Here is a 24,649-nt window from a genome sequence, read left to right as displayed (position 1 = left end):
CTAAGCCCCCGCCGCCTTCTTGAGGGCCTCCACGCGGTCCGTGCGCTCCCAGGTGAACTCGGGGAGCTCGCGCCCGAAGTGGCCGTACGCCGCGGTCGCCGCGTAGATGGGCCGCTTGAGGTGCAGGTCGCGGATGATCGCCGCCGGCCGCAGGTCGAAGACGGCCGACACGGCCTCCTGGATCCGCTCGTCGGGGAGGGTGCCGGTGCCGAAGGTCTCGACGAAGAGGCCGACCGGTTCCGCCTTGCCGATCGCGTACGCGACCTGCACCTCGCAGCGGCGGGCGAGTCCGGCCGCGACGACGTTCTTCGCGACCCAGCGCATCGCGTAGGCCGCCGAGCGGTCCACCTTCGACGGGTCCTTGCCGGAGAAGGCGCCGCCGCCGTGCCGGGCCATCCCGCCGTACGTGTCGATGATGATCTTCCGGCCGGTGAGTCCGGCGTCGCCCATCGGGCCGCCGATCTCGAAGCGCCCGGTCGGGTTGACCAGGAGCCGGTAGCCGTCGGACTCCAGGCTGACGCCCTCCTCGACGAGCTGCTTCAGGACGTGCTCGACGACGTACTCGCGGACGTCCGGGGTGAGCAGGCCCTCGACGGAGATGTCGGCCGCGTGCTGCGAGGAGACGACGACCGTGTCGAGGCGGACCGGGCGGTCACCGTCGTACTCGATGGTGACCTGCGTCTTGCCGTCCGGGCGCAGGTACGGCACGGTGCCGTCCTTGCGGACCTCGGTGAGCCGCCGGGAGAGGCGGTGGGCCAGCGCGATCGGCAGCGGCATCAGCTCGGCCGTGTCGTCGCAGGCGTAGCCGAACATCAGGCCCTGGTCGCCGGCGCCCTGGGCCGCGAGCTCGTCGTCCACGCCGTCCACACGGGCCTCGTGAGCGGTGTCGACGCCCTGCGCGATGTCCGGGGACTGCGCGCCGATCGACACCGACACGCCGCAGGACGCGCCGTCGAAGCCCTTCGCGGAGGAGTCGTAGCCGATGTCGAGGACGGCCTCGCGCACCAGCTGGGCCATCGGCGCGTACGCGGAGGTGGTGACCTCGCCGGCGATGTGGACCTGGCCGGTGGTGATCAGGGTCTCGACGGCGACCCGCGCGTGCGGGTCCTCGGCGAGGAGCGCGTCGAGGACGGTGTCGCTGATCCGGTCGGCGATCTTGTCGGGGTGTCCCTCGGTCACGGACTCCGAGGTGAAGAGGCGGCGGCTCATGCCTGGGCCTCCGCCGGGGTCTTGAAGAAGTGCTGCTCGATGGCGCCGAGCGTGCGGATGGAGTCGACCTCCAGGGTCTCCATCTGGATGGCGGTGCCGCTCTCCTGCTCCAGGAGGAAGACGAACTCGACGAAGGACAGCGAGTCGATGAGGCGGTTCTCGATCAGGTCCAGGTCGGACGCGATGTCGTCGCGCTCGGGGTGACGCTCGAGGATCCAGTTCTTCACCGTCTGCAGGCCGTCGGCCATGGTTTCTCTCCTTGTCAGCTGCTGCTGGATACGTAGGGGGTGGGGGCGATGATCGGCGCGGCGACCGCGACCGCGTAGTCCACGTCGTGGCTGATGGACACGGTGATCTCGGTGATGCCGGACTCCGCCGCCATCTCGGCGGCCGTCCGGTGCAGCTCCACGAGCGGCCAGCCGCCCTCGGAGCGCCGCACCACGATGTCCGGCCACGGGAGGAACCGGCCGCGGACCCGTAAGGTCTTGAACGCCGCTTCCTTCGCCGCGATCCGCCCGCAGAGGCTCAGGACGTCGAGCCCGGAGGAGGTGCGGCAGTCGGCGAGCTCGCCGGGAGTGAGCATCCGCTCGAAGAACCGCTCCCCGTACTGGGCGAGGAGCCTGCGGACACGGTTGACGGACACGATGTCCATGCCGAGGTTCGCCCACCCCAGGCCGCCCGCCGGCGGGGCGGCGGGACGGGCCGGCACGTCAGATCACCGGCCCGGCCGCGACGCTCGCACCGGCCGACGCCCCGCGGGTGGCGTCGAGCACCGCACGGGTGGCGGCCTCCCAGCCGCCGTGCCGGCGGGTGAGCGCGGACAGCCACCGCTCCAGGCCGAAGGCGACGCAGCTGGTGAAGGCCGGGCCGCCGGTCGACTCCAGGGTGATGTCGCAGCGCTCGCCGAAGAAGTTCCGGTGCGTGTTGACCGAGGCGATCGCCAGGTCCTCGTACAGGAACTCGTACTTCACCGGGGTGAGGCGCTGGAGGACCGCCTTGGAGCTGCCCTTGTCGAAGAAGGGGTCGCAGGCGGCCTCCCTGCGCAGCGGCAGGTCGAGGGCGCTCGCGAAGGCCTGGATGCGGGTGGTGAACTCGGCGAGGTGGTTCTCGGCGTGCTCACGGCCGCCGAGGGCGACGATCTCCCGCATGCGGAAGCCGAGCTGACGCCGCATGCCCTCGTAGTGGGTCTCCTTGCGGAAGCACCAGGAGCAGATCGTGACGAGGGTGTCGTCGGCGACGCGGGTGCCCTGGTGGGTGAGGTAGACGGCGTAGCAGGACGCCGAGGGCAGTCCGAGCGCGGCGGGTTCGAGTGCGTCGCTCGGGAAGCAGCCGGTGTCGGCGGAGAAGGGCGCGGTCGCGCGGCGCTCCAGGTCGAGCGGGGCGGCGACGACGGCCTGGTGGGGGAAGTTGTCGTAGTAGTCGAGCCTGGCCAGGTCGGCGGCCGGGAGGAGCGGGGGCATGGTCATCGGGCGGGCGCCCGCGGCCACCCCCCAGCCCTCGAAGGTGTCGTCGAGGAGCCGCAGCAGGCGGGTCGCCTCCGGGCCGAGGGTGGGCAGGCCCCTGGTCTCCCCGACGGTCTCGGGGGTCGTCAAGGTCATGGTCGGTGCACCTCTCAGGTGAGGGCTCTCGGGTGAGGGGGTCGCTCGGAGGTCGCGCAGGGACGCTCAGAGGACGGGCAGGGTGTCGTCGGCGAAGATCCCGGTCTTCAGGAAGAAGGAGAGCGGCTTGCGGATCGCCTTGCGCTCGTGGGCGCGCCGGGAGTCGTCGGCGATCAGCGCGTTGCGCAGGCCGAGCGGGTCGGCGATGCCGGCGTCCTTGTACACGTGCGGGTTGTAGAGCGAGTTGACGCTGTAGACGACGTACCGCTTGAGGTACGCCTCGACCTCGCGGACCCGCTCGGCGCTCACGGCCTGGCACATCCGCTGGTACAGCAGGGAGACCAGCTCGCGCCCGAAGGCGATGTGGCGGGACTCGTCCTGGTGGTGGATGCGGTTGACCTCGCGGATGGTGTGGCAGAGGGAGGTGTCCTTCGCCATCCGGGAGTTGTAGTGGTCGACGAGCTCCTCGAAGAAGAGGATGCGGGTGAAGACCAGGAAGTTCTCGACCTCGGGCTCCCAGGCGGCGTCGGCGCGCATGGCGGTGGAACCGTAGATCTTGTGGCCGTAGCGCCGGCAGAACTCGGAGAAGAACCACATGTGTTCGTTCTCCTCGCCGATGAAGTGGTGGAAGAAGTCCGACGGGACCTCGAAGCCGGGCATGTGGATGCGGCCGACGACCTCGATGAGCAGCTCGCGGATGCCGTGCACGTTGAGGCTGTAGAAGTTGATGGACTCCCACTTCGACAGGTGCTGAAGCGTTTCCTCACCGAGGGTCTCGTAGTGCTCGGTGCCGTAGACGGTGAGCAGCTCCGGCGTCATCCAGAAGCGGTTCTCCTCCAGCGTCTCGGGCCACTGGAAGGTCTGGTACGGGTTGTAGTAGTCCTCGACGGAACGCTCGCTGAGGCGCTCCAGGACTTCCATGAAGCGGTCGGTGACGGGCAGGGCGGCAACGCCCATGGCGGTTCTCCTCGCTGACTTCGGGGGTTACGGCCGGACTTCGTAGACCGCGTTGACCGGGGTCTCGGTGGCGCGCCTCCAGCGGGTGAAGCCGGCCTCCTCGGCGATGGCGCGGAAGGCCTTCTCGCCGGAGTGGTTGCCGAGGGCGTGCGGGCCGCGCTGCGCGACCGCGACCGGCAGGCACATCACGGCGGACAGGGCCATGAACATGCGGGCGGCGGGGGTCTGGGTGTCGATGTCCTGCGGGGAGACGTTGGACTCGACGAGCATCCAGGTGCCGTCCGCGTCGAGGGACTTGTGGACGTGCTGGGCGGCGGCGACCGGGTCGCCCATGTCGTGCAGGGCGTTGAAGAAGCACACCAGGTCGTAGCCGGAGCCGGGGTAGTCGTCGGCGGAGGCGACCTCGAAGACGACCCGGTCGGACAGACCGGCCTCCTCGGCGAGCTCCCGCGCGATCGAGATGGCCTCCTCGGAGTAGTCGAAGCCGTGGACGGTGGCGTTCGGGAAGGCCTTCGCGATGAGCAGGGTGGTGTGGCCGACGCCGCAGCCGACGTCGGCGACGGTGCCGCCGGCGCCGAGCTTGCCGGTGACCTCGTGCAGGGCGGGCAGCCAGTCGGGGACGAGCTTGTGCTCGTACGTGGGCTGGAAGAAGGAGCCCATGCCGGTGTCGAGGGCCGCGTCGTGCTCGGCCCAGCCGACGCCGTCGCCGGTGCGGTACGCGTCGACGAGCAGGTCCTCCGTCGCGTACAGCGCCTTGAGGGCGGTGAAGAAGCCGGCGGCGTAGGTGACGGCCTTCGGGTCGGCGAGGACCTCGACGTGGTCCGCGGGGAGCGTGTACGTGAGGGAGCTGGGGTGCCGCTCGACGTACCCGGCGGACAGCTGGGCGTGCAGCCACTCCTCGACGTACCGCTCGTCCGTGCCGGTCGCCGCGGCGAGGGCGGCGGGGGTGAGCGGGCCCTTCTCCGCCAGCGCCCGGTAGAGGCCGAGGCGCTCGCCGAGGGCGACGGTCAGGCCGCGGACGGCCGCCCCGGCGTCGGTGATGACCCTCTGGTGGAAGTCGTGGGCGCTCATGCGGCCGTCTCCTCCTCGTACGTCGGCAGGTCACACGTGAACAGGAAGGAGCGGGGGACGCGCGGCACGGTGCGGGCCGGGACCGGGTAGGGCCACCGGTCGAACGCGGCGCCGTCCTCACCGGGCTGCCTGACCTCGCGCACGGCCCAGCCGCAGTCGGCGAGCAGCTCCTCGGGCTCCTCGGTGCCGAAGAGCCAGGGGTTGCCGTCCTCCTCCAGGGCCTTCATGAAGCCGCGGGCGAGCGGGTTCTCCAGGGCGGACCGGGAGATGACGTCGCCGAGCAGCACGGAGCCGGGCGCGGCGTGCGCCGAGAGCGTCGAGATGAGGGTCCGCACGGCCTGCTCGGGCAGGAAGAACAGCAGGCCCTCGACCACCCACAGGACGGGCTCCTCGCTCTTCCAGCCGGCCTCCTTCAGGGGGCCGGTCCAGTCCTGGGTGAGGTCGACGGGGACGGTGATCCTGGTGCGTCCGGCGGGCAGCGGCTCGTCCTTGAGCATCTCGGCCTTGGCCTCCAGGAGGGCCGGGCGGTCGAGCTCGTAGACGGTGACGCCGTCGGGCCAGGGCAGCCGGAAGAAGCGGGTGTCCATGCCGGCGGCGAGGAAGACGACCTGACGGATGCCGCGCTCCTCCACCGCCTTCACCACGGCCCGGTCGAGGTAGGTGGTGCGGATGGCGAGGAACGGCACGATGCCGCCCCCGTCGTAGCGCGCGAGCAGCTCGAAGCCGGTCTCGTCGGCGACGGTGCGCGCGTAGGGATCGGCGAACAGCCGGTCCTCGCGCTCGGTCTCCAGGGCGCGCGCGGCGGCGGTCCACTGGGCGGTGCGGGATACGGCCTCCACAGGAGGTCCCCCTTCGGTTGGGTTGCGGGATGTACGGACGGCCGTGTTCAGGGGCCGGACGGAAGGACGGTCCGTCAGGCGCTCATGGCCGGGACACAGGTCTTGGCCGGTCGCACACAGGCGACGGGGTCCTCGGCCGCGGGCATCGACGACAGATGGCCGGCCTCGGAGCCGCCGGGGCGGCGGCGGAAGATGCTGTGCAGGATCATGCTGAACACGGCCGTCCCGTCGGGGGCCACGAGCGTGCACCGCGGCTTGACGGTGCCGGTGGCGGGGTTGAACGGCGACGGGGTGGAGCCGAGGATCTCGACGCGCGCGGTGAGGACGTCTCCCGGGCGGACGGGCCGCAGGTAGCGGACCTCGTCGATGCCGGGCGAGCCCGTACAGGCGCTGTAGGCGAGCAGTCCGTCGACGTAGCGCCGCATGAACATCGCCTGGGTGTGGAACCCGCTCGCGATCAGGCCGCCGAACGGGGAGTCCTTCGCGAGCTCGGGGTCCGTGTGGAAGGGCTGCGGGTCGAAGCGCCTGCCGAACTCCAGCACCTCCTCCGCCGTGACGGTGACGGTGCCCAGCTCGTGGACGTCGCCGGGCCGGAAGTCCTCGAAGTAGCGCATCGCGCGCCCCCCTTGACCTAGGAGTGGTCTTTTCCTGGCACCTCCAAATCTACGAATCGACCCATTATTTTGTCAACCCAAAAGAAGCCTTCAACCTCCCTCAGGCGAGGGCCTGTTCGATGTCGTCCCAGAGGTCCTCGACGTCCTCGATGCCGACGGACATCCGCACCAGCCCCGGAGCGATCCCCGCGGCCGCGAGCGCGTCCTCGTCCAGCTCCCGGTGGGACGTGGACGCCGGATGGGCGACGAGCGTCTCCACGCCGCCCAGCGACAGCGCGAGCTTCGCGAGCCGGACCCGCTCGATGAAGGCCCGGCCCGCCTCCCGGCCCCCCGCCAGCCGGAAGGAGAGCAGCCCGCCACCGCCGGCCAGGACCTTCCGGGCGGTGTCGTACGAGGGGTGGTCCGGGCGCCACGGGTAGAACACGGCCTCGACCTCGGAGCGGGCCGCGAACAGCTCTGCGAGAGCGGCGGCGCCGGCGCAGTGCTCCCGCATCCGCAGGGGCAGCGTGGGGATCCCGCGCAGGGTCAGCCAGGCCGCGAACGGGTCGGCGCAGGCGCCGAGTTCGACCGTGCGGGGCCACACTCTGCGACGCAGGGCCTCGTCGGCGAAGACGGCGACGCCGCCGAGGACGTCCGAGTGCCCGGAGAGGTACTTGGTGGTGGAGTGGACGACGACGTCGGCGCCGAGCCCCAGGGGGCGGCACAGCACGGGCGAGGCGAGCGAGTTGTCGACCAGGCTCGTCACCCCGAGGGCGCGGGCCGCGGCGAGCAGTCCCGGCAGGTCGGGGACCTGGCCGGTGGGGTTGGCGATGGTCTCCAGGACGAGGAGCCGGGTGGCCGGGTGCACCGCGGCGGCCTCCAGTTCGGCCGGGTCGTCGCCGGATATCCGTACGACCTCGATCCCGTACCGCTCCGCCAGGTCCGACAGGACGGCGTGCGTCCCGCCGTACAGGCAGCGCTGGGCGACCACCCGGTCGCCGGGCCGCAGCAGGGCGAGGAGCACGCCGCTGATCGCGCCCATGCCGGAGGCGAAGGCGATGGCCCCCTCGCCGCCCTCCAGGCCGGCGAGCGTCCGCTCCAGGGCCCGCACGGTCGGGTTGCCGCGGCGGCTGTAGACGTACCGGCCGTCGGGGCCCTCCATCGCGTCGGCGAGCTCGGCCGCGGAGTCGAAGGCGAAGGCGGAGGACTGCACGAGGGGGACGGAGAGCGGCCGGCTGCCGCCGGGCAAGGGCTCGTTGACGACGTGCACGGCGCGGGTGCGGAGTTCCACGGCTTTCCTTTCCGAGTACGGGAAAGGGGCCGCCCGGCGTCCGGGCTCGGACGTCGGGCGGCCCCTCGGGGGGCGGGGGTCAGGCGGAGACCTTCTCGGCCTGCGGGGCGGGCGCGGCGGCCTCGGCCGCGACGGCCTTGTCGCCCTTCATGACGAGGAGGGTGACGACACCGCCGACGGCGGCGACGATCGCGGCGCCGATGAAGGCGGCGGAGAAGCCGTCGGTCAGCTTCGGGAGGTTGCCGAGCTGGTCGGCGCCCTGGGACATGGCGACGGCGGTCAGCGCGGCGAGACCGAGCGCGGAGCCGACGTTGTACGTGGTGTTGACGATGCCGGAGGCGAGTCCGGCCTGCTCCTGCGGAGCACCGGACATGGCCGCGATCATCGCCGGGATGTAGGCGAGGGACATGCCGAGGGCCGCGACGAGCGAGGCCGGCAGGACGTCGACCAGGAAGGAGCCGGTGGGCGGGACGGCGGCGAGCCAGACCAGGCCCGCGGCGAGGACGAGCAGTCCGCCGGCGATGAGCGGCTTGGCGCCGAACTTCATCATGAGCCGCGCCGTGATCGCCGTCATGAAGATCATGAGGAGCACGGTCATCGGGAGCAGCGCCGCACCGGACTCGAAGGCGCCGAAGCCCAGGACCTGCTGGAGGTACAGGTTGAGGAAGTACCACATCGGGATCCACGCGGCGCCGAGCAGCGTCATCGCCAGGTTGGCCGAGCCGAGGCGCGGGACCCGCCACACGCTGAGCGGCATGAGGGGTTCGCGGACGCTCTTCTGGATCACGAAGAACAGGACGAGGAGGACCGCGGCGCCGGCCAGCTCCAGGATGGTGGCGGTGGCGCCCCAGCCGACCTCGGGGGCGCGGACGACGGCGAAGACGGCGAGCGCGAGACCGGCGGTGACGGCGACGGCCCCGAGGACGTCGACGGAGCCGCGGCGGGACTCGACGTTCGGGAGGAGCCTGGTCGCGGCGAGGGTCGCGAGGCCGATCGGGATGTAGATGATGAAGACCCACTGCCAGCTCATCCACTCGGTGAAGACACCGCCGAGGAAGACGCCCGCGGTGCCGCCGGCGGGGGCCGCGGCGCCGTAGAGCGCCATCGCCTTGCCGAGCTCCTTCGGGTCGTGCATGAAGAGCATCATGAGCAGGGTCATGGCGGAGGGCGCGATGAGCGCGCCGCCGACGCCCTGGACGGCGCGGCCGGCGATCTCGACCCAGGCGGTCTGCGCGGCCGCGGCCACGACCGAGCCGGCGATCATGACCGCCCAGCCGGTGACGAAGATCCTGCGGGCTCCGACGAGGTCGGAGAGGCGTCCGCCCAGGAGCAGCAGACCACCGAAGACGATCACGTAGGCGTTGAAGATCCACTGGAGCTCGCTCTGCGAGAAGCCCAGGTCCTTCTGCATCTCGGGGAGCGCGACCCCGATGATCGAGGTGTCCATGATGACCATGAACTGAGCGGCGGCGAGCACGACAAGTGCCCACCAGCGCCGGGGATTGACGGTTGACATTGCCCTGACCCTTCACTCGCTGCTGCATACCCCTAGGGGGTACCTGTGCGGAGCACCGTAGCATACCCATGGGGGGTATGTAAGGGTGAGATGAGGGCGCGTGGGAAGCACCCCTTCCGCACCCTCGGCCGGGCAGAATGCCCCCATGACCGCAGACCAGGCACCCGCACCGGCCCCCGACCAGGACCCCGCGCTCCTCCGGCGCTGGAACGCCACCCTGCGCGCCGCGCGCTCCGGCCGCGAAGGCCCCGACCCCACCCCGTACGGCCGGAACCTGCTGTCCCGCTGGGCCGAACCCCAGCGCCGCTACCACACGGTCGACCACCTGAGGGCGGTCCTCGACCGCATCGACGAGCTCGCCGACCAGGGCGGGGAGGGCGGCGAGCTGGAGCTCGTACGGCTCGGCGCCTGGTTCCACGACGCCGTCTACCGCCCGGACCGCTCGGAGAACGAGGAGCGCTCGGCGCTCCTCGCGGAGAAGGCCCTCGCCGAGGCGGGCCTCACCCCGCACGAGGTGGCCGAGGTGGCCCGCCTGGTCCGCCTCACGACCACCCACGACCCGGCACCGGGCGACCTCAACGGCGAGACCCTCTGCGATGCCGACCTGGCGATCCTGGCCACCGCTCCGGACACCTACCGGGGGTATGCGGCGGCGGTCCGCGAGGAGTACGCCTTCGTCCCGGAGCCCGCCTTCCGCGAAGGCCGCGCCACCGTCCTCCGCCACCTCCTCGCCCTCCCCCGCCTCTTCCGCACCCCGTACGGAGCGGCGGCCTGGGAGGAACGGGCCCGGGAGAACCTGGAGCGGGAACTGGCGGAGCTGACCGCCGGCGGCTGACCGTCTCAGATCCCGAGAAGTCCGCCCGTCATGGAATGACAGGCACAAACCGCAGGTTGACGCATGTCATGCCGTCTCCCTCAGCCGAGCACACGACCTCCGCCCCCTCGACGCCCGAGACCATACCCCCCACCCGTATGCCCCTGGCCGTGTACATCCTCGGCCTGTCCGTCTTCGCACTCGGCACCAGCGAGTTCATGCTGTCCGGACTCCTGCCGCCGATCGCGGAGGACATGAACGTCTCCATCCCCCGCGCCGGGCTCCTCATCTCCGCCTTCGCGATCGGCATGGTCGTCGGCGCGCCGCTGCTCGCCGTGGCGACGCTCCGGCTGCCCCGCAAGACGACCCTCGTCACGCTCATCACCGTCTTCGGCCTCGGGCAGATCGCCGGCGCCCTCGCCCCGAACTACGCCGTCCTCTTCGCCTCGCGCGTCGTCAGCGCCCTCGCCTGCGCCGGATTCTGGGCGGTCGGCGCCGCCGTCGCCATCGCGATGGTCCCCGTCGGCTCCCGCGCCAGGGCCATGGCCGTCATGATCGGCGGGCTCTCCATCGCCAACGTCCTCGGCGTCCCGGCCGGCGCGTTCCTCGGCGAGCACCTCGGCTGGCGCTCGGCGTTCTGGGCGGTCGGCGCCGCCTCCGCGATCGCCCTCGTCGGCGTGGTCACCCGCATCCCGCACATCCCGCTCCCCGCCACCCGGCCCCGCCTCAAGCGGGAGCTGGCCATCTACCGCGACCGCCAGGTCCTCCTCGCCGTCGTCATGACCGCGCTCGCGGCGGGCGGCGTCTTCTGCGCCTTCTCCTACCTCGCCCCGCTCCTCACCGACGTCTCCGGACTCGACGACAGCTGGGTCTCCGCCGTCCTCGGGCTCTTCGGCATCGGCGCCCTGGTCGGCACGGCGATCGGCGGGCGCGTCGCCGACGCCCACCTCTTCGGCGTGCTGCTCACCGGCATCGCCGCCTCGACGGTCTTCCTGGTCGCGCTGGCCCTCCTCGCCCCCAGCCCGGTCGCCACCATCCTGCTGACCTTCCTCCTCGGCGTCTCGGCCTTCTACACCGCCCCGGCCCTCAACGCCCGCATGTTCAACGTCGCCGGCGCCGCCCCCACCCTCGCCGGCGCCACCACCACCGCCGCGTTCAACCTCGGCAACACCGGCGGCCCCTGGCTCGGCGGCACCGTCATCGACGCGGACCTCGGCTACGCCTCCACGGCCTGGGCGGGCGCCGCCATGACGGCCCTGGGCCTGGCCACCGCGGCGGTCGCCCTCCGGCTCCACAGGTCGACGTCCCGCGTGGTGACGTCCAGCGCGGCCGGGCAGAAGACCGAGCGGACCGCCGGAGCGTCCTGCTGAGGACCGGCGGAAATCGGCTGCGGCCCGTCACCGCGTCCCCCTGGGGTGGCGCGGTGACGACGCGGATGATCATCCTCAACGGCGGTTCCAGCTCCGGGAAGACCGGGATCGTACGGTGCCTCCAGGCCCTGCTTCCGGATCCCTGGCTGGCCTTCGGGATCGACTCGTTCGTCGACGCCCTGCCCGCGAGGATGCAGGACTCCGACGACGGGATCGTCTTCGACGCCGACGGAGGGGTCGGCGTCGGGGCGGACTTCCGGACCCTGGAGGCCGCCTGGGCCGGCGGGCTCGTGGCGATGGCCCGGGCCGGCGCCCGGATCGTCGTGGACGACGTCTTCCTCGGCGGGGCCGCCTCCCAGCGCCGCTGGCGCGAGGCCCTCGGCGACCTGCCGGTGCTGTGGGTCGGCGTGCGGTGCGAGAGCGCGGTCGCCGAGGGACGCGAGACCGCCCGCGGGGACCGGACAGCCGGAATGGCCGCACGGCAGGCGCTGACCGTGCACGAGGGGGTGGAGTACGACCTGGAGGTCGACACGACGCACACCGGGTCCCTGGCCTGCGCCCGCGCCGTCGCCGCCGCGCTCGCGTAGCGCACGTCCTCGCGGACCGGACCCGCCTCAGGGAGCCGGGCGGCCCTTCGGCCGGCGGAGACCCGCCCTCGTGAGGTGCCGGAGCAGCTCCTTCGAGCCGACCTCGACCGCGCCCGCCGCCACCGCGTCCGCGTAGCGGTCGGAGGGGATGTCGTAATGGTCCCGCTCGAAGGCGCGTGGCGGGGCGCCGATCGACGCGGCGAAGGCGTGCAGCTCCTCGAAGGAGACGTCGCTGACCAGGTGCGACCACATGCGGCCGTGGCCCGGCCAGGTCGGCGGGTCGATGTAGAGGCTCACGCGGGGACTCCCGTCATGTCAGGCCGCCCACCGGGGCCACCACCACGCCCTGCTTGCCGCAGACCCAGTGCGGGTCCGGACCGAGCTCCGGCTCCACGTCGAGGGCGTGCGGGTCGCCCGAGGCGCAGACCGGGCAGAGCGGCCAGCGTCCGTACTGTTCCAGCAGGGCGTCCTGCACGTCCTGGGCGACGAGCCCGGCGACGTACGACACCCCCTCGGGCCACTGCTCCACCCACCAGCGGCGGTGGGTCACCGCGTCCTCCACCATCGACACGACCTCTGCGGCGGCCACCTCCCGGGCCACCAGGTCGGCCAGAACCAGCGCGCGAGCCGTGTGCAGCGCCTGCTCCACGGGGTCGATGTCGTCCATGCACTCATTGTCACCCGTACGACGGAAAGGGCGAAGGTCCCCTCCGGAAGTCCGCCGGACGTCCCACCGGAAGTCCCACCGGATCCGGGACCCCCGGGGTCTTGTCGCCCCCTCCCCCCGAAAGTATCTTTCAGGTGTGACCAATGTTGTGAAGGAAAGTTTCACCAGCGACGCGCCGCCCGCCCCGGCCGCCCTCGCCGCCAAGGTGCGCACCCTCGCGCCGTCCATGACCCGCTCCATGCAGCGGGTCGCCGAGGCCGTCGCCGGAGACCCGGCCGGCTGCGCCGCCCTCACGGTCACCGGCCTCGCCGAGCTCACCGGCACCAGCGAGGCGACCGTCGTCCGCACCGCCCGGCTCCTCGGCTACCCCGGCTACCGCGACCTGCGCCTCGCCCTCGCCGGGCTCGCCGCCCAGCAGCAGTCCGGCCGCGCCCCCGCCGTCACCGCCGACATCGCCGTCGACGACCCGATCGCCGACGTCGTCGCCAAGCTGGCCTACGACGAACAGCAGACCCTCGCCGACACCGCCGCCGGACTCGACACCGTCCAGCTCGGCGCCGCCGTCGCCGCCCTCTCCGTCGCCCGCCGCATCGACATCTACGGCGTCGGCGCCTCGGGCCTCGTCGCCCAGGACCTCGGCCAGAAGCTGCTCCGGATCGGCCTGATCGCCCACGCCCACAGCGACCCCCACCTCGCCGTCACCAACGCCGTGCAGCTCCGCTCCGGCGACGTCGCCATCGCCATCACCCACTCCGGCTCCACCGGCGACGTCATAGAACCCCTCCGCGTGGCCTTCGACCACGGCGCCACCACGGTCGCCGTCACCGGCCGCCCGGACGGCCCCGTCACCCAGTACGCCGACCACGTGCTGACCACCTCCACCGCCCGCGAGAGCGAACTGCGCCCCGCGGCCATGTCGTCCCGCACCAGCCAGCTCCTGGTCGTGGACTGCCTGTTCACCTGCGTCACCCAGCGCACGTACGAGACGGCGGCCCCTGCCCTCGCCGCCTCGTACGAAGCCCTCGCCCACCGTCACTCACCCCGCACCCGCTGACCGCACACCCGCCAGGAACCGGCGCCGACGACGCCGCCGTACCGAAAGAGCCCGCCCCGTGCCCACCACGTACTCCGAACTCCGCGCCCAGCTGGCCACCCTCACCACCGAGGCCTTCCGCCCCGAGCTCGCCGAGATCGACCGGCTCCCCACCCTGGACCTCGCCCGCACCATGAACGGCGAGGACCGGACCGTCCCCGAGGCCGTCGCCCGGCAGCTCCCCGCGATCGCCGCCGCCATCGACGCGACCGCCGAGCGGATGGCCCGCGGCGGACGGCTGATCTACATGGGCGCGGGCACCGCGGGCCGCCTCGGCGTCCTCGACGCCAGCGAGTGCCCGCCCACCTTCAACACCGACCCGGCGCAGGTCGTCGGCCTCATCGCGGGCGGCCCGTCCGCCATGGTCAAGGCCGTCGAAGGCGCCGAGGACTCCAAGGACCTCGCGGTGGCCGACCTCACCGCGCTCGGGCTCACCGCCGACGACACCGTCGTCGGCATCTCCGCCTCCGGCCGCACCCCGTACGCCGTCGGCGCCGTCGAGCACGCCCGCGCCCACGGCGCGCTCACCATCGGCCTCTCCTGCAACGAGGACAGCGCGCTCGCCGACGCCGCCGAGCACGGCATCGAGGTCGTCCCCGGGCCCGAGCTGCTCACCGGCTCCACCCGGCTCAAGGCCGGCACCGCCCAGAAGCTCGTCCTCAACATGATCTCAACCATCACGATGATCCGCCTCGGCAAGACCTACGGAAACCTGATGGTCGACGTCCGCGCCTCCAACGAGAAGCTCCAGGCCCGCTCGCGGCGCATCGTCGCCCTGGCCACCGGCGCGCCGGACGAGCAGATCGAGACCGCGCTCGCCGCCGCCGACGGCGAGGTGAAGAACGCCATCCTCATGATCCTCGCCGACATCGACGCCAGCACCGCCGAGCAGCGGCTGACCGCGTCCGGGGGCCACCTGCGCACGGCCCTGCACCCGTAGAGAAGCCCCCGCGCCAAGCCCCCCTCACAGCAAGGCACCACCGCACCATGAGCACAGACGACAAGAACCGCGCCATCGCCGCCGCGATCCTCCCCCTCGTCGGCGGCGCCGGGAACATCAGCTCCGTGGCCCACTGCATGACCCGCCTCCGGCTCGGTCTGCGGGACCGCTCGCTCGTCCGGGACGACGCCCTCAAGGCCCTGCCGTCCGTGATGGGGGTCGTCGAGGACGACACGTACCAGATCGTCCTCGGCCCCGGCACCGTCGCCCGCGTGACCCCCGAGTTCGAGGCCCTGGTGGCCGAGACGGCCCCGCAGCACTCCGCGGAGGACCTCGCGAGCCAGGGCGCGGCGATCAAGGCCGCCCAGAAGGCGAGGAACGCGACCCCGTTCAAACTCTTCCTCCGCCGGATCGCGAACATCTTCGTCCCGCTGATCCCCGCGCTCATCGGCTGCGGCATCATCGCCGGCCTCAACGGCCTGCTCGTCAACCTCGGCCGGCTGCCCTCCGTCACCCCCGCGCTCGCGGCGATGGCCAGCGGCTTCATGGCCCTCATCGCGGTCTTCGTCGGCTACAACACCGCGAAGGAGTTCGGGGGCACCGCGATCCTCGGCGGCGCGGTGGCGGCAATCATCGTCTTCCCCGGCGTCGCCAAGATCGACGCCTTCGGCCAGACCCTCTCCCCCGGCCAGGGCGGCGTCCTCGGCGCGCTCGGCGCGGCCGTCCTCGCCGTGTACGTCGAGAAGTGGTGCCGCCGCTGGGTCCCGGAGGCCCTGGACGTCCTCGTCACGCCGACCCTGACCGTCCTGGTCTCGGGCCTCGTCACGATCTTCGGCCTGATGTTCGTGGCCGGTGAGATCTCCCGGGCCATCGGAGAGGCCGCCGACTGGCTCCTCGCGAACGCGGGCGCCGGAGCCGGCCTCCTCCTCGGCGGCCTCTTCCTGCCGCTCGTCATGCTGGGCCTGCACCAGGCGCTCATCCCGATCCACACCACCCTCATCGAGCAGCAGGGGTACACGGTCCTGCTCCCCATCCTCGCGATGGCGGGCGCGGGCCAGGTCGGCGCGGCCATGGCCGTCTACCTGAAGCTCCCCCGCAACGGCTCCCTCCGCCGCACCATCAAGTCCGCCCTCCCGGCCGGCTTCCTGGGCGTCGGAGAGCCCCTGATCTACGGCGTCTCGCTGCCCCTGGGCCGCCCGTTCGTCACGGCCTGCGTCGGCGGAGCGTTCGGCGGCGGCTTCGTCGGCCTCTTCAGCATGCTGGGCGACAAGGTCGGCTCGACGGCGATCGGCCCGTCCGGCTGGGCGCTCTTCCCGCTCCTCGACGGCAACAAGGGCCTGGGCGGGACGATCGCGATCTACGCGGGCGGTCTGCTCGTCGGCTATCTGACCGGATTCGCGGCGACGTACTTCTTCGGCTTCAGCAAGGAACTCCTGGAGGAGTTCGACGTGGAGACGGACGAGGACGGGGTACGGGCGGACTCCCCGGCCCCGGAACCGGAGCTGGTGAAGGCCTGAGAGCCCGTACGGAAAGGGGGCCCGCCCGGAGCGATCCGGGCGGGCCCCCTTCCGTCCCCGTCACCGGCAGAGCACGTCCCGCGCCGGCCGCACGCCCTCCGTCAGGAAGCGCGTCACCGCCCGGTCGCCGCACGCGTTCCCGTTCCCCAGGTAGACCGCGTGGCCGCCCTTGTCGACGGAGACCAGGCGCGCCCGGTCCCCGAAGGCCCCGCGCATCTTCAGACCGGCGGAGTGCGGGGTCGACGGGTCGCGCAGGTTCTGGATCATGAGCACGTTCGACGGGCCCCGGTCCGTGATCCGGGTCGGCTTCTCCACCGCGCCGCCCTTCCAGAACGAGCACGGCGTGATGTTCGCCGGCAGGCCCGCCGTCAGCGGGTAACGCACCCGGTCCGCCGCGACGGCCCGCTCGTACGCCGGCACGGAACGGGGCCAGTCGACGTCGTTGCAGATCACGCCGACGCTCACCGTGGCCGCCTCGTCGGGCATCGGACCGGCCAGCTCGGGCGGCAGCACCGGCACGCCCGCCGGGTCGAGGGCCTGGGACATCAGCCGGGCGAGGCCCGGGAAGGCGGCGTCGGAGTAGAGCGCCTGCTGGAGCGCCTGCCGCAGCACCGTGCCCGTCAGCGGCGTCCCGGGGGTCGTCGACGTCCGCGGCTCACGGTCGAGCCGGGCGGCCAGCTCCAGGAACAACGGCCGCACGTCCTCGGCACGTCCGGCGAGGCGCAGGCCCTCCGCCGCCCGGTCCGGGTGGGCGGCCCAGGCCGCGAAGTCCGGGAAGCGGTCCTCGACTCCGCGCGCCATGTCCGCGAGCCAGCCCCGGGCGACGCGCCTCGGGTCCGGATCGGCGCTGCTGTCGAGGACCCAGCGGTCGGTGCGCTCCGGGAACTTCTGGGCGTACACGGCGGCCACGTACGTCCCGTACGACACGCTCCACGCCGACAGCTTCCGCTCGCCGAGCGCCTGCCGCAGCCGGTCGAGGTCCCGGACCTGGTTGGCCGTGGTGAGGCCGCGGACCATCGCGCCCCCGTTCCGCGCGCAGTCCTCGGCCATACGCCGCGAGCGGGCCACGTTCTCGCCGATGCCGCCGTCGGCGGCGGGCCAGGACCGCAGGGTCACCAGGCGCCGGTCGTCCTCGGCGAAGCCGCACCGGGCCTTCGCCGAGCCGCCGACCCCGCGCGGGTCGAAGGCGACGAGGTCGTAGGCGCCGTCCATCTCCTTCGCGAGGGCGGCCCCCTTCTGCCCGAGCCGCTGCACCCCGGAGCTCCCCGGGCCGCCCGGGATCACCATGAGCGTCCCGCGCCGGGCCTCGGGCCGGGTGCTGGGCAGCCGGGCGACGGCGAGCCCGATCTGCTCGCCCCGCGGGTCGGCGTAGTCGAGGGGGACGGAGAGCGTGGCGCACTGCTGGCCCGGCAGCGGCTTCACGGCGGGGTCGCAGTCGCCCCACCGCAGTCCGGCGGCAGCGGCGGGGGCGGCCCCGCCACCGGCGAGGGCGACGCCGGCCACGGCGGCGGCGGAGAGGGCGAGCATCAGGGCCTTGCGTCCACGGTTCGTTGTCATGCGCACAGCCTCGCGGACCGGGCGCACGGGCCCCATCCGGCAGACAGGCGGGTCGGAGGTGGGGCCAACCCCCGGCCGGACGGGGGGTGTTCGCCGAGCTCGACGGGGGACGGCGACCACCCCGCCCGACCGCGCCCACCCCCTGCCTAGACTCCGCCCATGACGACCACCACCCCACCGAACCCCGCAGTCGCCGCCGACCTCGCCCCCACCGGCGTCCTCCGGGCCTCCGTCAACCTCGGGAACCCGGTGCTCGCGCAGGGCACCCCCGAGGCGCCGGGCGGGATCACCGTGGACCTGGCGCGGGAGATCGGGGCGCGGCTCGGCCTGCCCGTCGAGCTCCTCTGCTTCGACGCGGCACGGAAGTCCTTCGACGCGATGGCAGACGGCCGGGCGGACCTCTGCTTCCTCGCCGTGGACCCGGCGCGGGAGACGGAGGTCGCGTTCACCGCCCCGTACGTCGTGATCGAGGGCGTGTACGCCGTCCCGAGCGGCTCGGCGCTCACCACCGTCGAGGAGGTGGACGCACCGGGCGTGCGGATCGGGGTCAAGAAGGGCTCCGCCTACGACCTGTTCCTCTCGCGGAGTCTCGCCCACGCGACCGTGGTGCGCGGCGAGGAGGGCGTCGACACGTTCCGCGCGGAGGACCTGGAGGCCGGCGCGGGCATCCGGCAGCCGCTCACCGCGTACGCCGCCGCACACCCGGACGTGCGGCTGATCGAGGGCCGGTTCATGGAGATCCGGCAGGCCGTCGGGACGACGGTGGACCGGCGCCCCGAGACCGTCGCGTTCCTCCGCGACACGGTGGAGGAGCTGAAGGCGAACGGCTTCGTCGCGGACGCGCTGCGCCGCGCGGGCCAGGACGCGGAACTCCTGGCCCCACCGGCCTGACGGCCCTCGAAGGCGCCAGAAACCGGGCCCCGCGAAGCCCTGGAAGGGCTCTTCCGGGGCCTGGAGGCGGGCTTCCGGGGGCCTGCGGGCCGCCTCCGCCCCAGAGGGTCGGGAGCCCCGCCACGGGCCGACCGGCGCCCGCACGAGACATCTGCACACCGCCTCTGACCTGGGCTTTTCCTTCAACTCACCCTATTCTTGGGGGACTCGGAGGGGAGATCCACTTGGACGCCACACACCGCGACATCCGCACGATCGACGACGTACTCACCCTGCTCGACGGCCTGTTCCCGCCCGGCGCCGACCGCTGGACGGAGGGCGGGGCCGCGTGGTGGGACGGGTTCTACGCGGACCGGGACAGGCCCGTGCCGTTCTTCGTCGCGAAGCCCGACGAGAACCTCCTCTCGTACGTCGGACGGGGCCTGCTCCCGGCCGGCGGCAAGGTCCTCGACCTCGGCTGCGGGCCCGGCCGGAACGCCCTGCACCTCGCGTCGGCCGGCTTCGACGTCACCGCCGTCGACCTCTCGCCCACGGCCGTCGCCTGGGCGGAGGAACGGGCCGCCGCGACGGGCACCGAGAACGTCCGGTTCGTGTGCGGGGACGCCTTCACCGCCGCCCTCGACGGGCCGTACGACCTCGTCTACGACTCCGGCTGCTTCCACCACCTCCCCCCGCACCGCCGCATCAGCTACCTCGCCCTCCTCGACCGGGCCCTCGCCCCCGGCGGCCACTTCGCGCTCACCGCGTTCGCGGCCGGCGAGGGCGGCATGGGCTCCGAACTCCCCGACGCCGACTTCTACCGGCAGGGCCGGCTGCACGGCGGACTCGCCTACACCGACACCGCGCTCCGCGCGCTCTTCGCCGACCCGGCCGGGGCCGGCCTGACGGAGATCGAACTGCGCCGCATGCGCGCCCAGGACGCGGAATCCCCCGCCTTCGGCGAGTCCTTCCTCTGGACGGGCCTCTTCCGCCGCCCGTAGCCCCGGGGCTACATCCCCGCCAGGTGCTCGGCCAGCCGGTCGTACTGCTCCCGCACCCCCGACTCCATGCCCGCCGCCAGCGCCTGGTCCCTCGTCTCGTTCGAGGGCCAGAAGGACGTGCTGGTCAGGGCCGTGCCGCCGTCGGGCGTCGCGTCGAAGGTCAGGGTCACGCGGACCGGCTCGGCGTCCGGCATCTGCTCGAACACCTCCGTGTAGTCGAGCCGCTCCACCGGGACGACGTCCTCGTACGTGCCGGAGAAGACGATCTCCTGGCCGTCCGGCGCCCGCTGCCCCCAGCGCCAGGCCCCGCCCGTCCTCAGGTCGATGTCGACGACCGTCGTGGTCAGCCCCGCCACCCCGTACCACGCCCGCACGTGCTCGGGCCGCGTCCAGGCCTCCCAGACGCGGGCCGGCGGGGCGCCGAAGGTACGGGTGATGACCAGTTCGCGGTCGGCCGGCGTCGTGAGGAGGGTGACCATGGCTCCGTTCCTTTCACGAAAGGGTCCATTCCAGGATCACCCCGGCACTCCCGTAAAGCGAATGAACGGGTCCACGGGCGGGTGCCGAGTGCGTCGGCGGGCGCCGGGCCCGTCCCGCGCAACGCCCGAGGGCGGCACCCCCCGGTGGGGGTGCCGCCCTCGTTCGCGTTCAGCGATGAACTGCCGATCCGTCAGGATCAGAAGTCCATGTCACCGCCCGGCATGCCGCCGCCGGCCGGCGCGGCGGCCTTCTCCGGCTTGTCGGCGATGACGGCCTCGGTGGTGAGGAACAGCGCGGCGATCGACGCGGCGTTCTGCAGCGCGGAGCGCGTGACCTTCGCCGGGTCGATGATGCCCTCGGCGATGAGGTCGACGTACTCGTTGGTCGCGGCGTTCAGGCCGTGGCCGACGGGCAGGTTGCGGACCTTCTCCGCCACGACGCCGCCCTCGAGGCCGGCGTTGACCGCGATCTGCTTCAGCGGGGCCTCAAGGGCCAGCTTGACGATGTTGGCACCGGTGGCCTCGTCGCCCGCCAGGTCCGCCTCGAGCTTCTCGAAGACGCTCGACGCCTGGAGCAGGGCGACGCCACCGCCGGCGACGATGCCCTCCTCGACGGCCGCCTTCGCGTTGCGAACGGCGTCCTCGATGCGGTGCTTGCGCTCCTTGAGCTCGACCTCGGTCGCGGCACCGGCCTTGATGACGGCCACGCCGCCGGCCAGCTTCGCGAGGCGCTCCTGGAGCTTCTCGCGGTCGTAGTCCGAGTCGGAGTTCTCGATCTCGGCGCGGATCTGGTTCACGCGACCGGCGACCTGCTCGCTGTCACCGGCACCGTCGACGATGGTGGTCTCGTCCTTGGTGATGACGACCTTGCGGGCGCGGCCGAGCAGGTCCAGGCCCGCGTTCTCGAGCTTGAGGCCGACCTCCTCGGAGATGACCGTGCCGCCCGTGAGGATGGCGATGTCGTTCAGCATGGCCTTGCGGCGGTCGCCGAAGCCCGGGGCCTTGACCGCGACGGACTTGAAGGTGCCGCGGATCTTGTTGACGACCAGGGTCGACAGGGCCTCGCCCTCGACGTCCTCGGCGATGATCAGCAGCGGCTTGCCCGACTGCATGACCTTCTCCAGGAGCGGAAGGAGGTCCTTCACGGAGGAGATCTTGGAGTTGACGATCAGGAGGTAGGGGTCGTCGAGGGACGACTCCATGCGCTCCATGTCGGTGGCGAAGTACGCCGAGATGTAGCCCTTGTCGAAGCGCATGCCCTCGGTGAGCTCCAGCTCCAGACCGAAGGTCTGGGACTCCTCGACGGTGATGACGCCTTCCTTGCCGACCTTGTCCATCGCCTCGGCGATGAGCTCGCCGATCTGGGTGTCGGCGGCGGAGATGGAGGCCGTGGAAGCGATCTGCTCCTTGGTCTCGACATCCTTCGCCTGCTCCAGCAGGGCGCCGGAGACGGCCTCGACGGCCTTCTCGATGCCGCGCTTGAGGGCCATCGGGTTGGCACCGGCGGCGACGTTGCGGAGGCCCTCGCGGACGAGCGCCTGCGCGAGAACGGTGGCGGTGGTCGTACCGTCGCCGGCGACGTCGTCCGTCTTCTTGGCGACTTCCTTGACCAGCTCGGCGCCGATCTTCTCGTACGGGTCCTCGAGCTCGATCTCCTTGGCGATGGAGACACCATCGTTGGTGATCGTGGGGGCGCCCCACTTCTTCTCGAGGACGACGTTGCGGCCCTTGGGGCCGAGGGTGACCTTGACGGCGTCAGCGAGCTGGTTCATGCCGCGCTCGAGACCGCGCCGGGCCTCCTCGTCGAACGCGATGATCTTGGCCATGTGAAGTGGTCCTCCCGGACATGGGGTGGATAACGCTCCAGGACCGCGCCGACGCCCGCGACGGACGGCCTGCGTGCCCGGTGGTTCCTTGCCCCACCTGGCCGCGGGCCTCGTCTGCCCGATCCTCGTAAGCACTCTCACCTTCCGAGTGCTAACGCCAATGATTAGCACTCGACCCATGCGAGTGCAAGCGACTCTCGTGGATCGGGCACCTCTCCGGCGAGGTTCGGGAACGCACGAGGGGTCCGCATCCCCTCAGGGATGCGGACCCCTCGACGGCGTTGCGTCGGTGGCCGATCGCGCCGCGCTCAGACGGCGAGCTTGACCATGTCCGCCTGCGGACCCTTCTGGCCCTGCGAGATCTCGAACTCGACCCGCTGGCCCTCTTCGAGGCTGCGGTAGCCATCCATCTGGATCGCGCTGTAGTGGACGAAAACATCCGCACCACCGTCTACCGCGATGAAGCCGTAGCCCTTCTCCGCGTTGAACCACTTGACGGTGCCCTGAGCCATGCCTAACTCCCCTATTACTGGCCCTTGCGCGGGACCGCACCTCGCGGACCCGGGTCAGACCCTGCGCCGGAACGCGTCGACCGCCGCTGAATGTATCTGCCCAACTGCCCTCTGCAACAGGTCATTCGACCGAGAATTCTGGGCGTCCCGGAAAGGGGAATTGGGGAGAATCCCCGGAATTACGGGGCAAGTCGGGCCCGGCAAAGCGCGCAGAACGTACACAACGCGCAGGCACTTTGGCTGCTTCTTGTCGTGCGGGGACGCATTCTCATATGCGCCCGGCATGAGCAGCGGAGGTGACTTCCCCAACTCTACCGCGCTCAACCATGCAGAATTGCCCCTTCCGCTTATTGACGCGGAAGGGGCAATTCGAGAAAGACGGGACAGCCGGTGCGGCTCAGCAGCCGCCGGCGACGGCCGGGATGATCGAGACGCCCGCGCCGGCCGGGGTGGCCGTCTCCAGGCCCTGCTCGAAGCGCACGTCGTCGTCGTTGACGTAGACGTTGACGAAGCGGCGCAGCTTGCCCTGGTCGTCCAGGACGCGGGCGGCGATGCCCGTGTGGTTCTTCTCCAGGTCCGCGATGACCTCGGCGAGGGTCGCGCCCTCGGCCTGGACCTCGGACTGACCGCCCGTGTAGGTGCGGAGGATGGTGGGGATGCGGACGTTCACGGCCATGACTGCGGAACCTTTCGGTGGGCCAGGAGGCGGACGGACTCAGACGGCCAGGCCGGCGTCGCGGAACGCCTCCAGGCTCGGGCGGATGGTGACGGTCGCCTGAGAGGTGTCGGCCACCGCGTCCAGGGTCTTGAGTCCGTCGCCCGTGTTGAGGACGACGGTGGTCAGGTCCGGGTCGATGAGACCGGCCTCGACGAGCTTCTTGGTGACGCCGACGGTCACGCCGCCCGCGGTCTCCGCGAAGATGCCCTCGGTGCGGGCGAGGATCTTGATGGCCTCGACGACCTGCTCGTCGTTCACGTCCTCCACGGCGCCGCCGGTGCGGCGGGCGATGTCGAGGACGTACGGGCCGTCGGCCGGGTTGCCGATCGCCAGCGACTTGGCGATCGTGTTCGGCTTCTGCGGGCGGACCACGTCGTGGCCGGCCTTGAAGGCGGCGGAGACCGGGGAGCAGCCCTCGGCCTGGGCGCCGAAGATCTTGTACGGCTTGTCCTCGACGAGGCCCAGCTTGATGAGCTCCTGCAGACCCTTGTCGATCTTGGTGAGCTGGGAGCCGGAGGCGATCGGGATGACGAGCTGGTCGGGGATGACCCAGCCGAGCTGCTCGCAGATCTCGTACGCGAGCGTCTTCGAGCCCTCGCCGTAGTACGGGCGGAGGTTGACGTTCACGAAGCCCCAGCCCTCGCCGAGCGGGTCGCCGATGAGCTCCGAGCAGAAGCGGTTGACGTCGTCGTAGTTGCCCTCGATGGCGACGAGGTCACCGCCGTAGACACCGGCCATGACGACCTTGCCCTGCTCCAGGTCGTGCGGGATGAACACGCAGGAGCGGAAGCCGGCGCGGGCGGCGGCGGCGCCGACGGCGCCGGCCAGGTTGCCGGTGGAGGAGCAGGAGAGGGTGGTGAAGCCGAAGGCGCGGGCGGCTTCGAGCGCCTGGGCGACGACCCGGTCCTTGAAGGAGTGGGTCGGGTTGCCGGAGTCGTCCTTGACGAAGAGCTTGCCGGGGGCGACGCCGATCTCGGCGGCGAGGTTGTCGGCCTGGACGAGCTTGGTCCAGCCGGGGTTCAGGTTCGGCTTCTCGGCGACGTCGGCCGGGACGGGCAGCAGCGGGGCGTAGCGCCAGATGTTGGCGGGGCCGGCCTCGATCTGCTTGCGCAGTGCCTCGGGGTCACCGGTGGGGAGGTCGTACGCGACTTCGAGCGGTCCGAAGCAGAGCTCGCAGGCGAAGATCGGGCCGAGCGGGAAGACTTCACCGCATTCGCGACAGGAGAGCCCGGACGCGGGACCGAGGTCGACGTTGGTGGGTGCGACGGTCTGAACAGCCATGGAGGCGAGGCCCTTTCTCCTCATCTTTCCCATGACGAATTTTTCGCCATGAGACGGATTTGGCACCTTCCCTAGCCGGGGACCTCGCGCAAAGAACTGCGTCCGTCAGGACACCACTAGGGGTGGTGGCCGGGAGACGGGTGGGCGAGACGAACCGACTGGAGGGTTGCCGGGGCTTCAACGGGCCGTTTCCCTCTGCCCCTCTGGATGAGCGGTATTCGATTGTGAAGCGTGGTGGACTTTCGTTCCTGCGCTCCGACGCGGTCGGCACCCCGACGTGCATCGGGCATCCGCGTTGTTCAAGACTGTAACCGAAGGCCCGGAACCATGAACCGGCCGTCCG

General features: G+C 71.8%; 26 protein-coding genes and 1 riboswitch. Of the genes, 8 read left to right on the top strand and 18 right to left on the bottom strand.

Annotated features, from left to right (window positions below; all coding sequences use genetic code 11):
• From metK to ACFV2S_RS31605, 10 genes are all read right to left on the bottom strand, one after another.
• Entirely contained in the window at nt 1–1,209 is a 1,209-nt protein-coding gene (gene metK / locus ACFV2S_RS31650; RefSeq protein WP_385566910.1) for a methionine adenosyltransferase, read from the bottom strand.
• On the bottom strand, nt 1,206–1,457 hold the full coding sequence (locus ACFV2S_RS31645; RefSeq protein WP_093874787.1) for a phosphopantetheine-binding protein: 252 nt from the start codon (nt 1,455–1,457) through the stop codon (nt 1,206–1,208). The genes metK and ACFV2S_RS31645 overlap by 4 nt, the downstream gene beginning before the upstream one ends.
• 14 nt (nt 1,458–1,471) lie before the next feature.
• On the bottom strand, nt 1,472–1,918 hold the full coding sequence (gene acpS, locus ACFV2S_RS31640; protein WP_352021520.1) for a holo-ACP synthase: 447 nt from the start codon (nt 1,916–1,918) through the stop codon (nt 1,472–1,474).
• A gap of 1 nt (nt 1,919) precedes the next feature.
• Nucleotides 1,920–2,807 carry a hypothetical protein gene (locus ACFV2S_RS31635; RefSeq protein WP_385566903.1) on the bottom strand — a complete coding sequence of 296 codons (888 nt, stop codon included), beginning with the start codon at nt 2,805–2,807 and terminating at the stop codon, nt 1,920–1,922.
• A gap of 66 nt (nt 2,808–2,873) precedes the next feature.
• The gene (locus tag ACFV2S_RS31630) at nt 2,874–3,764 is read right to left on the bottom strand and encodes a diiron oxygenase (protein ID WP_385566899.1); all 891 of its coding nucleotides are present in this window, start codon (nt 3,762–3,764) and stop codon (nt 2,874–2,876) included.
• Between the two features lie 27 nt (nt 3,765–3,791).
• Complete coding sequence (locus ACFV2S_RS31625; protein WP_385566894.1) at nt 3,792–4,835, bottom strand: class I SAM-dependent methyltransferase; 1,044 nt, start codon at nt 4,833–4,835, stop codon at nt 3,792–3,794.
• Nucleotides 4,832–5,674, bottom strand: coding sequence for a class I SAM-dependent methyltransferase (locus ACFV2S_RS31620; RefSeq protein WP_383797821.1), 843 nt, complete (start codon nt 5,672–5,674; stop codon nt 4,832–4,834). Before ACFV2S_RS31620 ends, ACFV2S_RS31625 begins: the two co-directional genes overlap by 4 nt.
• 74 nt (nt 5,675–5,748) lie before the next feature.
• Nucleotides 5,749–6,288, bottom strand: coding sequence for a MaoC family dehydratase (locus ACFV2S_RS31615; protein ID WP_383797822.1), 540 nt, complete (start codon nt 6,286–6,288; stop codon nt 5,749–5,751).
• A 100-nt stretch (nt 6,289–6,388) separates the two neighbouring features.
• Entirely contained in the window at nt 6,389–7,558 is a 1,170-nt protein-coding gene (locus tag ACFV2S_RS31610; protein ID WP_385566886.1) for a trans-sulfuration enzyme family protein, read from the bottom strand.
• Nucleotides 7,559–7,637: 79 nt separating this feature from the next.
• On the bottom strand, nt 7,638–9,074 hold the full coding sequence (locus tag ACFV2S_RS31605; RefSeq protein ID WP_385566883.1) for an MFS transporter: 1,437 nt from the start codon (nt 9,072–9,074) through the stop codon (nt 7,638–7,640).
• Between the two features lie 145 nt (nt 9,075–9,219).
• Here ACFV2S_RS31605 and ACFV2S_RS31600 point away from each other — a divergent pair, with 145 nt between their 5' ends.
• From ACFV2S_RS31600 to cpt, 3 genes are all read left to right on the top strand, one after another.
• On the top strand, nt 9,220–9,909 hold the full coding sequence (locus ACFV2S_RS31600; protein WP_385566878.1) for a hypothetical protein: 690 nt from the start codon (nt 9,220–9,222) through the stop codon (nt 9,907–9,909).
• 137 nt (nt 9,910–10,046) lie between these two features.
• The gene (locus ACFV2S_RS31595) at nt 10,047–11,258 is read left to right on the top strand and encodes a Cmx/CmrA family chloramphenicol efflux MFS transporter (RefSeq protein WP_385566874.1); all 1,212 of its coding nucleotides are present in this window, start codon (nt 10,047–10,049) and stop codon (nt 11,256–11,258) included.
• A gap of 65 nt (nt 11,259–11,323) precedes the next feature.
• Nucleotides 11,324–11,845: a chloramphenicol phosphotransferase CPT gene (gene cpt, locus ACFV2S_RS31590; protein WP_385566934.1), complete on the top strand. Its 522-nt coding sequence runs from the start codon at nt 11,324–11,326 to the stop codon at nt 11,843–11,845.
• Between the two features lie 27 nt (nt 11,846–11,872).
• Here the strand turns inward: cpt and ACFV2S_RS31585 are convergent, their stop codons facing one another.
• Both ACFV2S_RS31585 and ACFV2S_RS31580 read right to left on the bottom strand, forming a co-directional pair.
• Complete coding sequence (locus tag ACFV2S_RS31585) at nt 11,873–12,142, bottom strand: DUF4031 domain-containing protein (protein ID WP_385566871.1); 270 nt, start codon at nt 12,140–12,142, stop codon at nt 11,873–11,875.
• A gap of 13 nt (nt 12,143–12,155) precedes the next feature.
• Nucleotides 12,156–12,512 (bottom strand): hypothetical protein, encoded by a 357-nt coding sequence (locus ACFV2S_RS31580; protein ID WP_376592734.1) that lies wholly within the window; start codon nt 12,510–12,512, stop codon nt 12,156–12,158.
• A 136-nt stretch (nt 12,513–12,648) separates the two neighbouring features.
• Here ACFV2S_RS31580 and ACFV2S_RS31575 point away from each other — a divergent pair, with 136 nt between their 5' ends.
• The 3 genes from ACFV2S_RS31575 to ACFV2S_RS31565 are packed head-to-tail and all read left to right on the top strand — an operon-like array spanning nt 12,649 to nt 16,062.
• Entirely contained in the window at nt 12,649–13,566 is a 918-nt protein-coding gene (locus tag ACFV2S_RS31575) for a MurR/RpiR family transcriptional regulator (protein ID WP_385566864.1), read from the top strand.
• Nucleotides 13,567–13,624: 58 nt separating this feature from the next.
• Nucleotides 13,625–14,545, top strand: a complete 921-nt coding sequence (murQ, locus tag ACFV2S_RS31570) for an N-acetylmuramic acid 6-phosphate etherase (protein ID WP_385566860.1) — start codon at nt 13,625–13,627, stop codon at nt 14,543–14,545.
• 47 nt (nt 14,546–14,592) lie between these two features.
• Nucleotides 14,593–16,062, top strand: a complete 1,470-nt coding sequence (locus ACFV2S_RS31565; RefSeq protein ID WP_385566855.1) for a PTS transporter subunit EIIC — start codon at nt 14,593–14,595, stop codon at nt 16,060–16,062.
• A 60-nt stretch (nt 16,063–16,122) separates the two neighbouring features.
• On the opposite strand, the gene ACFV2S_RS31560 is transcribed toward ACFV2S_RS31565, so the two are convergent.
• A complete protein-coding gene (locus ACFV2S_RS31560; RefSeq protein ID WP_385566852.1) occupies nt 16,123–17,619 on the bottom strand; it encodes an alpha/beta hydrolase in 1,497 nt (498 codons plus the stop codon).
• Nucleotides 17,620–17,778: 159 nt separating this feature from the next.
• Here ACFV2S_RS31560 and ACFV2S_RS31555 point away from each other — a divergent pair, with 159 nt between their 5' ends.
• Nucleotides 17,779–18,510 (top strand): transporter substrate-binding domain-containing protein, encoded by a 732-nt coding sequence (locus ACFV2S_RS31555; RefSeq protein ID WP_385566847.1) that lies wholly within the window; start codon nt 17,779–17,781, stop codon nt 18,508–18,510.
• 224 nt (nt 18,511–18,734) lie between these two features.
• The gene (locus tag ACFV2S_RS31550) at nt 18,735–19,490 is read left to right on the top strand and encodes a class I SAM-dependent methyltransferase (protein WP_385566844.1); all 756 of its coding nucleotides are present in this window, start codon (nt 18,735–18,737) and stop codon (nt 19,488–19,490) included.
• Nucleotides 19,491–19,498: 8 nt separating this feature from the next.
• On the opposite strand, the gene ACFV2S_RS31545 is transcribed toward ACFV2S_RS31550, so the two are convergent.
• The 5 genes from ACFV2S_RS31545 to thrC form a co-directional block, all read right to left on the bottom strand.
• Complete coding sequence (locus ACFV2S_RS31545; protein ID WP_383801575.1) at nt 19,499–19,969, bottom strand: SRPBCC domain-containing protein; 471 nt, start codon at nt 19,967–19,969, stop codon at nt 19,499–19,501.
• A gap of 197 nt (nt 19,970–20,166) precedes the next feature.
• Nucleotides 20,167–21,795, bottom strand: coding sequence for a chaperonin GroEL (gene groL / locus ACFV2S_RS31540; RefSeq protein WP_385566840.1), 1,629 nt, complete (start codon nt 21,793–21,795; stop codon nt 20,167–20,169).
• A 308-nt stretch (nt 21,796–22,103) separates the two neighbouring features.
• A complete protein-coding gene (locus ACFV2S_RS31535; RefSeq protein WP_015035246.1) occupies nt 22,104–22,307 on the bottom strand; it encodes a cold-shock protein in 204 nt (67 codons plus the stop codon).
• A gap of 397 nt (nt 22,308–22,704) precedes the next feature.
• The gene (locus ACFV2S_RS31530; RefSeq protein WP_017238235.1) at nt 22,705–22,983 is read right to left on the bottom strand and encodes a MoaD/ThiS family protein; all 279 of its coding nucleotides are present in this window, start codon (nt 22,981–22,983) and stop codon (nt 22,705–22,707) included.
• A gap of 39 nt (nt 22,984–23,022) precedes the next feature.
• Nucleotides 23,023–24,330, bottom strand: a complete 1,308-nt coding sequence (thrC, locus tag ACFV2S_RS31525; RefSeq protein ID WP_385566931.1) for a threonine synthase — start codon at nt 24,328–24,330, stop codon at nt 23,023–23,025.
• Nucleotides 24,324–24,520: riboswitch (SAM riboswitch) on the bottom strand. It overlaps the preceding gene by 7 nt.
• Nucleotides 24,521–24,649 lie beyond the last annotated feature (129 nt).

Source organism: Streptomyces sp. NPDC059695 (assembly GCF_042733785.1).
In the GTDB taxonomy this organism is placed as follows: domain Bacteria; phylum Actinomycetota; class Actinomycetes; order Streptomycetales; family Streptomycetaceae; genus Streptomyces.
The sequence above is the reverse complement of the archived record's forward strand: the minus strand, read 5'-3'. Positions and strand labels throughout refer to the sequence as shown.

Coding starts and splice junctions, on each gene's coding strand:
- metK (WP_385566910.1), bottom strand. CDS start 1,209: ATGAGCCGCCGCCTCTTCACCTCGGAGTCCGTGACCGAGGGACACCCC.
- ACFV2S_RS31645 (WP_093874787.1), bottom strand. CDS start 1,457: ATGGCCGACGGCCTGCAGACGGTGAAGAACTGGATCCTCGAGCGTCAC.
- ACFV2S_RS31635 (WP_385566903.1), bottom strand. CDS start 2,807: ATGACCTTGACGACCCCCGAGACCGTCGGGGAGACCAGGGGCCTGCCC.
- ACFV2S_RS31630 (WP_385566899.1), bottom strand. CDS start 3,764: ATGGGCGTTGCCGCCCTGCCCGTCACCGACCGCTTCATGGAAGTCCTG.
- ACFV2S_RS31625 (WP_385566894.1), bottom strand. CDS start 4,835: ATGAGCGCCCACGACTTCCACCAGAGGGTCATCACCGACGCCGGGGCG.
- ACFV2S_RS31615 (WP_383797822.1), bottom strand. CDS start 6,288: ATGCGCTACTTCGAGGACTTCCGGCCCGGCGACGTCCACGAGCTGGGC.
- ACFV2S_RS31605 (WP_385566883.1), bottom strand. CDS start 9,074: ATGTCAACCGTCAATCCCCGGCGCTGGTGGGCACTTGTCGTGCTCGCC.
- ACFV2S_RS31600 (WP_385566878.1), top strand. CDS start 9,220: ATGACCGCAGACCAGGCACCCGCACCGGCCCCCGACCAGGACCCCGCG.
- ACFV2S_RS31595 (WP_385566874.1), top strand. CDS start 10,047: ATGCCCCTGGCCGTGTACATCCTCGGCCTGTCCGTCTTCGCACTCGGC.
- cpt (WP_385566934.1), top strand. CDS start 11,324: ATGATCATCCTCAACGGCGGTTCCAGCTCCGGGAAGACCGGGATCGTA.
- ACFV2S_RS31580 (WP_376592734.1), bottom strand. CDS start 12,512: ATGGACGACATCGACCCCGTGGAGCAGGCGCTGCACACGGCTCGCGCG.
- ACFV2S_RS31565 (WP_385566855.1), top strand. CDS start 14,593: ATGAGCACAGACGACAAGAACCGCGCCATCGCCGCCGCGATCCTCCCC.
- ACFV2S_RS31560 (WP_385566852.1), bottom strand. CDS start 17,619: ATGACAACGAACCGTGGACGCAAGGCCCTGATGCTCGCCCTCTCCGCC.
- ACFV2S_RS31555 (WP_385566847.1), top strand. CDS start 17,779: ATGACGACCACCACCCCACCGAACCCCGCAGTCGCCGCCGACCTCGCC.
- ACFV2S_RS31545 (WP_383801575.1), bottom strand. CDS start 19,969: ATGGTCACCCTCCTCACGACGCCGGCCGACCGCGAACTGGTCATCACC.
- groL (WP_385566840.1), bottom strand. CDS start 21,795: ATGGCCAAGATCATCGCGTTCGACGAGGAGGCCCGGCGCGGTCTCGAG.
- ACFV2S_RS31535 (WP_015035246.1), bottom strand. CDS start 22,307: ATGGCTCAGGGCACCGTCAAGTGGTTCAACGCGGAGAAGGGCTACGGC.
- ACFV2S_RS31530 (WP_017238235.1), bottom strand. CDS start 22,983: ATGGCCGTGAACGTCCGCATCCCCACCATCCTCCGCACCTACACGGGC.
- thrC (WP_385566931.1), bottom strand. CDS start 24,330: ATGAGGAGAAAGGGCCTCGCCTCCATGGCTGTTCAGACCGTCGCACCC.